Raw genomic sequence first — 13,561 nt, 5'->3', positions numbered from 1 at the left:
TGGAGCACATGCTCCGCCGGCCCCCGCACGGCAAACCCGCCCCCCGGCTTCTGGCGCCGGCACGGGCACCGGCACGACCGACTGGTCGGGCGGTGGGGCGGGGCGACCGGGCCGGACCGGACCGGACCGGGTGGCCGTCGTGGCGGTCGACGACCGCGACCGGGACGCGCTGATGCGCGCCTTCGAGGCGCTGCCCGGACTCCCCGGGGGACCGCTGAGGCCGGTTTTGGAGACCGTGAACCGTTCCCTCACCCTCGCCGAGACCGAAATGCTGCGGAATCTTAATAAAGAATTCCACGGCAATGAGCTTCCGGAGGAGCTGTATTCCGGGCTCGTGCGGCACGGCGCCATCGCACATATGAAGAACTCGTGCGGCCCCACTCCGCAGGACGTGAGGATCCGTACCCCGCAATGGGCTCCGGAGGGCGCCGCCGGGATCGGCGCCGGGGCGGCCGCGCGGATCGGCGGCACGGGCGTGCGGGTCCTCGGCGACCTGGAACCGCTGTCCCGCGTGCCCCGCAGTCCGCGGGCCGGCGGGTGAGCCGCGGCTCGCCCCCGAAGTGGCCGCGCGGGCCCTGCCCGGGGTGCCGGTCACGGTCGCCGCGACGAACGGCACCGACGGGGGCGAACGGCACCGGCAAGGGGCGCAGCGCTCACCGGACACCGTCGAAGGAGCTCGTGAAGGTCCTCGGTCACCGCTGCCTGAAGCGACTGCGCCAGCGCTGAACGAACCAGGGGTGTCCCGCCCGTCACGCACGGCAAGGGTGTGACTCCTGTGGAGTCACTCACAACGATTCACGGGGCGCCCGGGAACCGTCACCCGGCACCAGGAGTCCCAGGTGAATGACAGGTTGCGTGCACATATGCGGCGGAGGTCGCTCACCTTGCACTGCGGTAACCGCAAGTGGGACCATTTGGAAGTTCCCTGTCGCCCCAAGGTAGGTCACCTGTGTCCCAGCGCATAGCCAAGCCCCGTACCACCGCAGTGATCCTGGCCGGTGGCACCGGCCAGCGGGTGGGTCTCTCGATCCCCAAGCAGCTGCTGAAGATCGCCGGCAAGGCAGTCATCGAGCACACCCTGACCACCTTCGAGAACACCGACTCGATCGACGACATCATCGTGCTGATGGCGCCGGGCTACGTGCCCGACGTCGAGAAGATCGTCGCCAAGGCCGGGTTCAAGAAGGTCGCCCGGGTCATCGAGGGTGGCTCGACGCGGAACGAGACCACCGAGCGGGCCATCTCGGCACTCGGCGAGGGCCTGGCCGAGGGCGAGGACCGCAACGTCCTCTTCCACGACGCCGTCCGCCCCCTGCTGTCACAGCGCGTCATCGAGGACTGCGTGAGCGCCCTGGAGCGCTACCAGGCCGTCGACGTGGCCATCCCCTCCGCCGACACCATCATCGTCACGCGGACGCACGGCGAGGACGGCGAGTTCATCACCGAGATCCCCGACCGCTCCCGTCTGCGCCGCGGGCAGACCCCGCAGGCGTTCAAGCTCTCCACGATCCGTCGTGCCTACGAGGTCGCCGCCGACGACCCCAACTTCCAGGCCACGGACGACTGCTCGGTCGTGCTCAAGTACCTGCCCGACGTGCCGATCCACGTCGTCGCGGGCGACGAGTACAACATGAAGGTCACCCAGCCGGTCGACGTCTTCATCGCCGACAAGCTGTTCCAGCTCGCCTCCACCGCCACCCCCGAGCAGATGGGGGAGGACGCCTACCGCGAGCTGCTCACCGGCAAGACGGTCGTCGTCTTCGGCGGTTCGTACGGCATCGGCAAGGACATCTGCGGGCTCGCCGAGTCCTACGGCGCCACCGTGTACGCGCTCGGCCGCTCCACCACCGGCACCCACGTGGAGAACCCGGAGGAGGTGGACGACGCGCTGTCCAAGGCGTACGCCGAGACCGGCCGCATCGACTACGTCGTCAACACGGCCGGTGTGCTGCGCATCGGGAAGCTGGCCGAGACCGACAACGCCACCATCGAGGAGGCGCTGAAGGTCAACTACCTGGCGCCCGTGCAGATCGCCCGGTCGGCGTACAAGTACCTCGCCGAGAGCAAGGGCCAGCTGCTGCTCTACACCTCCAGCAGCTACACCCGGGGACGTGCCGAGTACAGCCTCTACTCCTCGACCAAGGCCGCGATGGTCAACCTCACCCAGGCCCTGGCCGACGAGTGGGCCGGCGACGGCGTCCGCGTCAACTGCGTCAACCCGGAGCGCACCGCCACGCCGATGCGTACCAAGGCTTTCGGCCAGGAGCCGGCGGGCAGCCTGCTGTCCTCCGAGGCGGTGGCCCGTACGTCCCTGGACGTGCTGCTCTCCGAGCTCACCGGCCATGTCATCGACGTGCGCCAGCAGGACCCGACGGCGGGTGCCGCCCGTGCCAGCGGTTTCGAGCAGGCGCTGGCGTCGGTGCTGGACCGTCAGGACGGCGTGTAATAATCGACGGCAAATAGACTCCGGTAATTCAGGCCTCTGCGGCCTCCCGTTTACGCAGTTCCTGCGCGGGTGTTCGCGGGGGCCTGAATCCGTCGCTCACGAATTACCCACAGGCACAAACCGGCACTCACCCTCCAAGAGCAGGTTTCTCCGTTGATATCCACCGCTATTCGCGTCGCCCGGGTGGGCAGCGCGGCCGAGCTGGCCGCGGCGGTCCTCATGATGCTGGGCTTCCCCTGTCTCATGCTGGCCGCGCTCGTCCCGAGCGTCCCCGCCTTCGCGGCAGCGGCCGCCGTGACGTACCTGGCGGACCACTATCTGCACCGCAGGGGCAGCTACCTGGTCAACCGCCTCAGCAAGGTGCGCGCGGGCCTGTCGATCCGCTTCCTGATCCGGCAGCTGCTGCTGATCCTGCTGCTGGCCCGGATGTCCCTCGCCGACAACCTGATCTACTACGGGGCGATCGCCTGCTTCATCGCGTTCTACGGCCTGCAGGCCCCGCACGGCGCGCTGACCACGCTGATCCGCAACCGCCGGCGCATGCCGGTGGCCACCCGCAACGTGGACCTGGCGTCCCGCGTCCGGATCCCGGACGCGCCGCCGCGCCTGCTGTTGAACCGCGCCGCGGAGAAGATGCTCCACCTCGACCTGGCGGCGGTCGGCGGCATACTGCTCGCCGCGGCCCTCGACTCGGCCGCCGTCGGGTTCGCCGGCGTCGGCGTCACGGTGGCCCTGGGCGTCGGGTACGTGCTGGTCCTGGTGCCCTACGTGCGCGGCCGGCGGGTACCGCCGAAGGCCGACCAGGTCCTGGTGGCGGTCGACGACTGGCTGCGCGAGTACCGGCCGCAGACCGTGCTGTACTTCTCCGGCTCCAAGGACTCCGCGTACCAGGTCAACATGTGGCTGGAGACCATGGAGCAGCTGGACACGCGGCCGCTGGTCATCCTGCGCGAGCGGGTCATACTGAACAGCCTGGCACCCACCACGGTCCCGGTCCTCTGCGTGCCCGGAGGGGTGCACCTGATGAACCTGGACCTGTCCACGGTGCGGGTCGCGCTGTACGCGGCGAACGTCGGCAAGAACATCCACCTGCTGCGCGTCCCCACCATGAAGCACGTCTTCATCGGCCACGGCGACAGCGACAAGCTCGCCAGCGTCAACCCGTTCAGCAAGGTCTACGACGAGGTGTGGACGGCCGGCCGCGCGGGCCGCGACCGCTACGCCATCGCCGACGTCGGCGTCCGTGACGACGACATCGTCGAGGTCGGCCGCCCGCAGCTGGCCCCCATCGAGGCCTGGCAGGCCGCCGCCGAGGGCTCCGGGGAGGGGCACCGCCCGACGGTTCTGTACGCCCCCACCTGGGAGGGCTGGGACGACAACCCGGGCAACACCTCGCTCCTGCTGGCCGGTGAGAACATCGTGAAGCGGCTGATCACGGCCGACCCCGCGGTCCGTGTCCTCTACAAGCCGCACCCCTTCACCGGCACCCGCAGCGCGCAGGCCATGGCCGCCCACCTGCGGATCACCGCGCTGATCGAGCAGGCCGCCGCCGAGCGCGCCGCCGACCCCCGCTTCACCGTCGACTCGGCGGCGCAGGCCCGGGCGCGGGGCGAACTGTCCCGTATCGAGGCCCGGCTGGCCGAGCTGACCGGCTCCGCCGACAAGGGCGACGAGGCCGAGGCCAGCCGCGACGGCGTGATCGACGTGGCCCTGCACGAGGAGACCGCCCGGCTGCGCGCCGAGTGGAACACCGCGTACTGGAATTCCTTCCCCGACTGGGAGCACCGCGTCATCACGGGCGCCGAGCCGCGCCTGTACGACTGCTTCAACGTGTCCGACGCGATGGTCTCCGACATCTCCAGCGTCGTCTCCGACTTCATCGCCAGCGGCAAGCCGTACGCGGTCACCGACTCGGCCGGGCTGGGCGTGGAGGAGTTCAAGCGGCAGAACACGGCGGTGCGCGCCGCGGTGATCCTGTCCAACGACGCGGCGCGGCTGGCCGAACTGCTCGAGGCGGTCCGCACCCCAAAGGCCGACTCCCTGGCCGGGGAGCGGGGCGAGCTCAAGCGCTACCTGCTGGGCCCGGACGAGCCGACGTCCATCGACCAGTTCAACGCGGCGGTCGCACAGCTCGCCCAAAAGGCCGAGACGCGCAACCTCGGCCAGGAGTCCCGTATCACGGTCGGCGGCCCGGACGTGGAACCGGTGGACGCGCTGCCCGCACAGCCGGCGTCCGTCACCGGCGAGCCGGACGGCACCGGAGCGAACTGACCGGCTCCGGACCCCCGGAACCCTCTCCGGACACCTGGCAGGGCTCGGCCCCCGAGGAGCGATTCCTCGGGGCCGAGCCCTTCTGCGTCCGGGGCCGCCGACAGGTTCCCGCAACACCCGTGTGGCGTAGGCCACTTGAGGGAGGGCTCGAGGCAACCTCCTGCCTCGAACGCACGTCTAACAGGTAGAGAATGAGGCGATACAAGGGGAAATATCCCGTAACGAGGGGGAAACGTGACCGTGGCGCAGCCTGATGTCACCGTGGTCATCGGGGCGTACGAAGCGATGCCGTACCTGATCGACTGCCTGGACTCGGTGGAGGCGCAGACCATCGACCCGGAGCGCGTCGAGGTCGTCGCCGTCGACGACGGCTCGACGGACGGCACGGGGGAGTACCTGGAGGAGTTCGCGGACCGTGCGCCCATGCGGGTCACCGTGATCCGGCAGGCGAACTCGGGCGGCCCCAGCGGCCCGCGCAACGTCGGTCTGGACAAGGCCTCCGGGCGCTACGTGTTCTTCCTGGACGCCGACGACCGGCTGGGCCCCGAGGCCCTCGAGCGGATGGTCGCCATGGCGGACCGGGCCGGCACCGACGTCGTCCTGGGGCGGATCGAGGGCGTCAACCGCAACGCCCCGAAGTCGATGTGGGGCCGCACGGTGGAGCGCACCGACGTGCACTCCTCCAACATCATGTTCACCCTCAGCGCGCAGAAGCTGTTCCGCCGCGCCCTGCTGGACCGGCACGGCCTACGGTTCGACGAGTCGCTCTACACCGGCGAGGACGCGCTGTTCACCATGGAGGCGTACCTCAGGGCGGACGGCGTCTCCGTGGTCGCCGACCACACCTGCTACTACCTGGTGGGCCGCGACGACGGCAAGCACGTGACCAAGAGCGGGAGTTACACCCTGCGGTTCGACTCCGCCCGCCTCCTGGCGAACCTGATCGCCGACCTCGTCCCCGAGGGCCCGCAGCGTGACCGGCTGATGGTGCGGCCCTTCACCGTCACCCTGCTCCCGCAGTTCGGCCCCCGGTTCCTCAAGGACAGCGACCAGGTGCGGCGGCACAAACTGGAACTGGCGAAGCCGCTGACGGACGCCCACTGGACCGAGGACGTCGCCCGGCACCTGAAGGTCGAGGAACGGTTGCGGCTGCACCTGGTGGCTCAGCAGCGGCTCGAACTCCTCACCGAAGCGGTGAAGTTCACGGCGTCGAAGAAGCAGGCGCCGGCCCTGCTGGAGCGGCGGGGCCGACGCGTCTACCTCGCCTACCCGCACTTCCGTGACCGGGCGGCGGGCATCCCCGACTCCGTCTACCTCGCCGCGCCCCGCGAGGCCCGCGCCTTCCCCGGGTACCGCGAGGGCGGCACGGGCACCGTCCTGCGCCGCGCCGCCCGCCGGGCCCGCCGCCTGCTGACCTCCGGCGAGAGGGTCACACCGGAGGCCCCGACCGTGACGGCGGCGTGACGGGCCCCGCCGCCTCGGCGTCGGCCGCGGTGCCGGCTCCCGCACCGGCGTCGGCGCCGGAATCCCTGCGCTGACCGGGCAGGCCGGGCTGATCCGGGATACCGGGCAGCAGGTTCTCCGCGAGCCGCTGAGAGCATGGACGCTGCCGCGCCTCGGCCTGTTCACCGGGCACCCCGCGGTTCAGGGCCGCCCTGTACAGGCCGCGCAGGGCCGTGTTGCAGCGCTCCTGGGACGCCGGCTCGTCGGGGCCCATCAGCCGCAGCTTCAACTCGGCTCGGACGTGCGCCAGTCCGTCCTTCTCCGGGTGCCGGACCGCCTCCAGCAGCGCCGGTACCCCGCCCGCGTCCGGGGTCAGCACGGTCGCCGCCGCCACCGTCGGGAACTCGGCGCGGAAGGCCTCCTCGGACAGCCCGCCGGTGTTCGCCACCGCGTACGGCTTGCCACTGGCGAGGAAGTCGCTGATGACGCTGGAGACGTCACTGATCAGCAGGTCGGCGGCGTTGAAGCAGGAATACAGGGCGGGCCGTGCGCCCGTGACGATCTGGTGCTCGTCCACCGGCAGCGACGCCCAGTACGCCTCCTCCCAGGCCGCCGTGGCCCTCGCCACCGCCTCGGCCCGTCCGGGCGGCGGAGCGGACTGGGCCAGCATCCTCTCCACCTGGTCGGCGCCCTCCCGGACCCCGGCCGCCGTGAGCCGGTCCAGCTCCGCCGTGAGCCGCTCCAGCTCCGGGGCGGATCGCGCGGGCCCCGCGGATGCCGCGGGCCGTTCCCGGTTCGCCGCCCGGATCAGCTCCCGGACGCGCCGGTCCGCGGCGCCCGCCGCCGGCTGCACCGAACCGGTCAGCGGGTGCGGCTTGTACAGCAGCCGCACGGCCGGATCCGCGAGCAGCGCCCGTACGAGGTTCTCCCCGGCCGCCACCACCGAGGTGTTTCCCGGGTTTCCGTCCCAGCCCTCCCAGGTAGGCGCGTACAGCACGGTGGTGCGGGCATCGGCGGCCGGCGGGCCCGACCGGGTCCGCACGGCGTCCAGTTGGGGACGGCCGATCTCCACCACGTCCTTGTCCTCGACCCCGACCGCCGCCCGCGCGTACCGCTCACGTGCCTGCGGACCGGCCACCCACACCTCGTCGTACGCCTTCGCGTACGGGTTGCAGGACGACGGCTTGTCGCTCTCGCCGTGGTTGACGAAGGCGTGCTTGATCGTGGGGATGCGCAGCACCTGCGAGGTCTTGCCGGAGTTCGACGGGTGGATGAGGACCCGCAGTGTGGAGTGTTCGAGCCGCATGAGGGTGGACACCTTCGGCAGGCACACGACGGGGATGTCGGTCGGCGCGATCCTCGCCACCATGAACCGCTCGCGCAGGATGACGACAGGCCGCCCGTCGAGCCTGCTCATCGTCTCCAGCCACATGTTGGCCTGATAGGCGGAGGACACCCCGCCGGAGAAGTACAGGCCGACCGTGGGCCGGTAGTCGGCCAGCCAGGCGTCGAACCAGTCGAGCACCTCCTGCTCTCCCGCCGGACGCCGGGAGGGCAGCAGCCGCACCAGCAGCGCGCCCAGGCCCGCCGCCGCGAGTACCACCGACACCGTGATCCCGGCCGCCGCGGGCAGGGGCTCCCCGCTCACCGCCGCCGTCGCCAGTCCGGCGGTCGTGGGCAGGCCGAGGAGCAGCAGCCGGTGGCCGGGACGGCGCAGCGGCGCGGCGGGGGCGGGGGACAGGCGCAGCGCCGAGGCGTCGATGTTCCGGGTCAGCACCGGCGGCGTGCGGGTGCGGCGGACCAGTACGGACACCGCCTGGATCGCGCAGTGCAGCGCGTAGAGGGCGAGCAGACCGGCGACCGGCCACGCGAACTGCTGCTCCCGGCCGTGTTCCCCGAGCCGCAGCAGGCCCACCACCAGGAGCAGATCGCGCAGTACATGACGGACGGTGATGTCCGCGTGCGACTTGGCCAGCAGCGACAGCATGCCGGGCTGCCACCGGTACAGCACGCCCTCGACCGCCAGGGACACGGCGGTCGCGGCGAGCAGCAGCGGGACGTCGGGGAGCAGGGCCCCGGCCGCCTGCGCCACGAAGGCACCGGCCAGGACGGCCGCCATCAGCGCCTTGGCGGCGAGCGGACGGCCGGGCGGACGGGGCGAGGCACGGCGCCGGCGGACGCTCGCCGTGAGCCGACGACGGGACCGGGACAGCCGGCCGGACCGGGACGGCCGGCCGGATCGGGACAGGGGCAGGGGCACGCGGTCACTCCAGGGTGCGTCGCTGAGGCGGACGTCCGGGTTAACGCGTACCGACGTCCGGACGACACGCGCGTGTCCGCAACGTGTGGAGTGACCGTTGGCTGCTAGGGGTGTTCCGAAAGTCCCGCACAGCACCCACGGCGCCCGGCACGCACTCTCGCCGCACCGGCCGAAACCCCGAGTACGTCCAGTGCGAGAGCTTTCGTCCGGCACGCCGAGAGCACGCACCGGACACCGCGGGCACCGCACAGGACTTTCGAAACACCCCCCAGGGCCTGTCCGGCATGATCCGCCGGACAGGCCTCAAGGCCCCCGGGAGGTCCCGGGGGCCGGGGGAGCCCTACCCGCGCCCGCCCTGGAGGGCTCGTCGCAGCGGGCGGCCCACGACCCGGCGGGCCTTGCGGTACACCGAGCCGGAGGCGGGGGTGACCGCGGTGGTCTTCGCGGCGCCCGTCTTGGCCACGGACTTGTTCTTCGCCTTGACGGCGGCCAGTTCCTTCTTCAGCTTGGCGTTGTCCGCGCCCAGTTCGCTGACCCGGGTGTGCAGCCAGCCGAAGCGCGCGACGAGCGAGGCCGGGTCGGTGTCGGTCCACGGGCGGACACCGCCGGGGAAGTCCAGCGAGCGCAGCTTCTTCTCGTAGGCCGCGCCACCGTCGCCGTGCGTGAACGTGTTGTCCAGCCCGTTGCGGTCGAGGAACGACGTGAACCGCTCGAACCGCTCGTGGTGGTTGCCGGTGAGCGCCCCGAGGTCGGTCTCCTCGTACAGCCGAGCCGGGTCGACGTCCTCGGGCAGCTTGTCGAGGGTGTGGTGCGGGATCTCGAAGTAGCGGCACAGCTCCAGCGTGCGCGAGTCCGAGCACAGCACGTTCGCGGGCGTACCGGCCAGCAGCGCCGCGATGTTGCCGTGGATGCGGGAACCGAAGGAGAAGTCGAAGTCCCGCAGGTCGTCGATCCAGGTCACCGGGTCGATGTAGACGCGGGCCTTGCCCTCCCGGTACATCGGGTGGTCGGGGTGCGTCGGCATCCCGGTGACCTTCCCGTTCGGGTCGGACAGGTCCCGCCAGTGCAGCTGCATCGCGTCGCTGAGGTTCTGGCCTATGAACCGCAGGTTCGGGTAGCGGGCGTGGGTGCGGGTGATGACCCGGTCCAGACCCTGGTTGCGGACCGCGTTGTGCGAGCCGTTGATCGCGATGCGGGAGTCGGCGGTCAGCTCCCGCGCCCGCTTGCGTACGTCGAGTTCCTTGCCGTACATGAACAGCGAGGGGCAGCCGATGACGTCGACGTCCTTGAAGCCCAGGTCGTTCAGGTACTTCTCGGTGAACTCGCCGCGCACACCGATCGAGGCGCTGCGGTCCAGCACGGCGGAGACGAACTCGCGCACCGCCGGCTCCATCGGCTTCAGCCGCGCCGGGTCGTAGTCGAGACCCGCCTGCGCGCCGATGCCGACGACGACCACCGGGATCTTCAACTGGCTGATCAGCCGCGTCAGCCGCCGCAGGCTCGGCTCGAAGGACGGCCGGAAGGCGTTGGCGAGCGGCACGACGAAGGCGTCGTACTCCTCGTTGATGCGCCCCGGCGGAGTCCCGTCGGCCCGGATGCCGTTGGACACCACCGTGGTGTGCGGTGTCTCGAGGATCTTGTGCGTGGCGTCGCTGAAGATCAGGTTGCCCGCGTTGCTGGCGATGACGTCGCGGTGGAGGGCTTCCTCCACCGCGAAGACGTCGTAGGGGCTCTTGCCCGATCTGAGGAGGATGCGCTGGGTGCGAGAAGCGTTGGGTGACACGCAGTTCACAATATGTTTCCGGAAGCTTTTATTTCTATAGGCAACCAATGCAATCTTTTTCACATGCGCGCTCCGTGAGCGAGCGGTCGCGACGGGGTGTCCGGAGGCTGGACCGACGGGCGCGACCCGCCCCGCTTCGCGTAGATTGCCGGGCGAGGCGACCGATCGGCGTGAGGGGACGGGCGGCACGGTGACAGGGGCAAGGCAGGCCGTGGGCGAGGCCCGCAGGATCGTCGTCAAGGTCGGGTCCTCGTCGCTGACGACCGCGGCGGGCGGCCTGGACGCCGACCGGGTCGACGCGCTCGTCGACGTCCTCGCGAAAGTCCGCAGTGGGGGAGAGCGCGAACTCGTCCTCGTCTCCTCCGGTGCCATCGCCGCCGGGCTCGCCCCGCTGGGCCTCACCCGGCGACCGCGCGACCTCGCCCGCCAGCAGGCCGCCGCCAGTGTCGGCCAGGGCCTGCTGATGGCCCGCTACACCGCGTCCTTCGCCCGCTACGGCGTCCGCGTCGGCCAGGTGCTGCTCACCTCCGACGACATGAGCCGCCGCGCCCACCACCGCAACGCCTCCCGCACCCTCGACAAGCTGCTCGCGATGGGCGCCTTCCCGGTCGTCAACGAGAACGACACCGTCGCCACCGACGAGATCCGCTTCGGCGACAACGACCGCCTCGCCGCCCTCGTCGCCCACCTGGTCCGCGCCGATCTGCTGGTCCTGTTGTCCGACGTGGACGGCGTGTACGACGGTGACCCCGCCCGGCCCGGCACCGCCCGGATCGCGCAGGTGCGGGGCCCGGAGGACCTCGCCCACATCGAGATCGGCAGCGTCGGGAAGGCGGGCGTCGGCACCGGAGGCATGGTCACCAAGGTCGAGGCCGCCCGGATCGCCGCCGCCGCGGGCGTCCCGGTCGTGCTGACCAGTACCGTCCACGCGGGCGACGCCCTCGCCGGCGCGGACACCGGCACCTACTTCCACCCCACCGGCCGGCGCTCCGCCGACCGGCTGCTCTGGCTCCAGCACGCGTCCACCCCGCAGGGCTCGCTCACCCTCGACGACGGGGCGGTGCGCGCGGTCGTGGAGCGCCGCAAGTCGCTGCTGCCGGCCGGGATCGCGGGTGTCGAGGGCGAGTTCAGCGCGGGCGACCCGGTCGAACTGCGGGACCACGAGGGGCGGCCGGTGGCCCGCGGCCTGGTCAACTTCGACGCCAAGGAGATCCCCCGGCTGATCGGCCGCTCCACCCACGACCTCGCCCGCGATCTCGGACCCGCGTACGAACGCGAGGTCGTACACAGGGACGATCTGGTGGTCCTGTATCCGTAAACGCGCCGGACCGTCCGACCCCGGTGGTGGACGTTCCGTAAAACCGCCCCACGACGCCCGGCGGCCTGCTCAACTTTGTCCCGGGGACACATCCGCCCGGCCACCGGGGCCGGCCTGTGCGTGAAGGAGGCCGTCGTGAGACGAGTGCGCCCTGGGACGGCGACGTCCCGCGGTGGTGCCGGCTCCCGGGCGGCCGGCGAGGAACGCGCCCTGGCCAGCGTCGCGGCGGGTGACCGCTACCGGAGCGGCGAGCCCCACGACCTCCCGCGCCTGTGGCACGTCACCCTCAGTGTCTCCGGCGGCCGGGCCCCGATCGCCGAGGTCCGCCGCGCCCTGGAACAGCTCGCCCACGACCACCCCTTCCTGCTGACCAGCCGGTACGCCGACGACCACGCGGAGATCCGCTACTGGGAGGAGGCCCGCGACCTGCACGACGCCGCCGCCGTGGCGCTGCGGCTGTGGGGCGAGCACCGGCAGACCGCGGGACTGCCGCCCTGGGAGATCGTCGGCCTGGAGGTCATCGACCGGGCCACCTACCACCAGCGCATCGCCGCGGGCTACGGCCCGGCGCCGGCGACGCCGGTGGGGGTGCATCCGTTCTGACTTCAAAAGGCCCGTCCGGCTCTCCGCGAGGCGGCGGCCCCCTGTGCCGGCGACCGTGTCGGCGACGACGGGCCCCGTGTCTCGTGGTGCGGGACGACGGTGGTCCGGCCCTCCGGCCGCACTACCCTTCCCTACATGACCACGCTTTCGCCGTACGACTCGATGTCCCCGGTCAACCAGGCCGCCTACCGCGCCAAGGGGGCCGCCGCCACCCTCGCGCCGCTGCCGCGCGCGGCGAAGGACGACGCGCTGCTCGCCGTCGCGGACGCACTGGAGGTCCGGGCGAGCGAGATCGTCGAGGCCAACGCCCAGGACGTCGCCAAGGCGCGCGAGGCCGGCATCGGCGAGGGCATGATCGACCGGCTCACCCTCACCCCGGAGCGGGTGCGCGCGATCGCCTCCGACGTGCGGGACGTGGCCGCGCTGCCCGACCCGGTCGGCGAGGTCGTCCGTGGCTCCACCCTGCCCAACGGCATCGACCTGAGGCAGGTCCGGGTGCCGCTCGGCGTCGTCGGGATCATCTACGAGGGCCGCCCCAACGTCACGGTCGACGCCGCCGCCCTGTGCCTGAAGTCCGGCAACGCGGTCCTGCTGCGCGGCTCGTCCTCCGCGTACCGGTCGAACACCGCGCTGGTCCGGGTGCTGCGCGACGCCGTGGGCGGCGCCGGGCTGCCCGCCGACGCCGTGCAGATGGTGCCCGGCGAGGGCAGGGACAGCGTGCGCGATCTGATGCGCGCCCGCGGCCTGGTCGACGTCCTCATCCCGCGCGGCGGCGCCTCCCTGATCAACACGGTCGTCCGGGAGTCGATCGTCCCGGTCATCGAGACCGGCACCGGCAACTGCCACGTGTACGTCGACGCCCACGCCGACCTCGACACCGCCGTGGAGATCCTGATCAACTCCAAGGCCCAGCGGGTCGGCGTCTGCAACGCCGCCGAGACCCTCCTGGTCCACCAGGACATCGCCCCCGCGTTCCTGCCGCGCGCCCTGGACGCCCTGGCCGGGGCCGGGGTCACCGTGCACGCCGACGAACGGGTGATGGCGTACGCCAAGGGCTCCGCGGCGACGGTCGTGGAGGCCACCACGGAGGACTGGGAGACCGAGTACCTCTCCCTCGACATCGCCGCGGCCGTCGTCGACTCGCTCGACCGGGCCGTGGAGCACATCCGGCTGTGGACCTCCGGCCACACCGAGGCCATCGTCACCACCTCGCAGCCGGCGGCCCGCAGGTTCACCCGGCTGGTGGACTCCACCACCGTCGCCGTCAACGCCTCGACCCGGTTCACCGACGGCGGCCAGTTCGGCTTCGGCGCGGAGATCGGCATCTCCACGCAGAAGCTGCACGCCCGGGGGCCGATGGGGCTGCCGGAGCTGACCAGCACCAAGTACATCGTCACCGGCGACGGACACGTCCGCCGCTGACCCCGCCGGCCCGCC

The 13,561-nt window shown here is 71.7% G+C and carries 9 protein-coding genes; 7 read left to right on the top strand and 2 right to left on the bottom strand.

Features of this window, described 5'->3' with window-relative positions:
• Positions 1-139 precede the first annotated feature (139 nt).
• The 4 genes from ACWZEH_RS10755 (at position 140) to ACWZEH_RS10740 (ending at position 6,181) form a co-directional block, all read left to right on the top strand.
• Complete coding sequence (locus ACWZEH_RS10755) at positions 140-541, top strand: hypothetical protein (RefSeq protein ID WP_456197804.1); 402 nt, start codon at positions 140-142, stop codon at positions 539-541.
• Between the two features lie 408 nt (positions 542-949).
• Entirely contained in the window at positions 950-2,446 is a 1,497-nt protein-coding gene (locus ACWZEH_RS10750) for a D-ribitol-5-phosphate cytidylyltransferase (protein WP_456197803.1), read from the top strand.
• Between the two features lie 153 nt (positions 2,447-2,599).
• Positions 2,600-4,717 (top strand): hypothetical protein, encoded by a 2,118-nt coding sequence (locus ACWZEH_RS10745; RefSeq protein WP_456197801.1) that lies wholly within the window; start codon positions 2,600-2,602, stop codon positions 4,715-4,717.
• A gap of 234 nt (positions 4,718-4,951) precedes the next feature.
• On the top strand, positions 4,952-6,181 hold the full coding sequence (locus ACWZEH_RS10740; RefSeq protein WP_456197799.1) for a glycosyltransferase family 2 protein: 1,230 nt from the start codon (positions 4,952-4,954) through the stop codon (positions 6,179-6,181).
• On the opposite strand, the gene ACWZEH_RS10735 is transcribed toward ACWZEH_RS10740, so the two are convergent.
• On the bottom strand, positions 6,147-8,279 hold the full coding sequence (locus ACWZEH_RS10735) for a hypothetical protein (protein WP_456199534.1): 2,133 nt from the start codon (positions 8,277-8,279) through the stop codon (positions 6,147-6,149). The two genes, ACWZEH_RS10740 and ACWZEH_RS10735, sit on opposite strands and share 35 nt — an antisense overlap.
• Before the next feature lie 481 nt (positions 8,280-8,760).
• A complete protein-coding gene (locus tag ACWZEH_RS10730; protein ID WP_456197797.1) occupies positions 8,761-10,203 on the bottom strand; it encodes a polysaccharide pyruvyl transferase family protein in 1,443 nt (480 codons plus the stop codon).
• Between the two features lie 190 nt (positions 10,204-10,393).
• On the opposite strand from ACWZEH_RS10730, the gene proB reads away from it, so the two are divergent.
• From proB to ACWZEH_RS10715, 3 genes are all read left to right on the top strand, one after another.
• The gene (proB, locus tag ACWZEH_RS10725) at positions 10,394-11,521 is read left to right on the top strand and encodes a glutamate 5-kinase (RefSeq protein ID WP_456197795.1); all 1,128 of its coding nucleotides are present in this window, start codon (positions 10,394-10,396) and stop codon (positions 11,519-11,521) included.
• Between the two features lie 144 nt (positions 11,522-11,665).
• Positions 11,666-12,124 (top strand): hypothetical protein, encoded by a 459-nt coding sequence (locus ACWZEH_RS10720; protein ID WP_456199532.1) that lies wholly within the window; start codon positions 11,666-11,668, stop codon positions 12,122-12,124.
• Between the two features lie 135 nt (positions 12,125-12,259).
• The gene (locus ACWZEH_RS10715; RefSeq protein WP_456197793.1) at positions 12,260-13,546 is read left to right on the top strand and encodes a glutamate-5-semialdehyde dehydrogenase; all 1,287 of its coding nucleotides are present in this window, start codon (positions 12,260-12,262) and stop codon (positions 13,544-13,546) included.
• The last annotated feature ends 15 nt before the right edge of the window (positions 13,547-13,561 follow it).

The organism is Streptomyces yamdrokensis, from assembly GCF_053890455.1.
The sequence above is the reverse complement of the archived record's forward strand: the minus strand, read 5'-3'. Positions and strand labels throughout refer to the sequence as shown.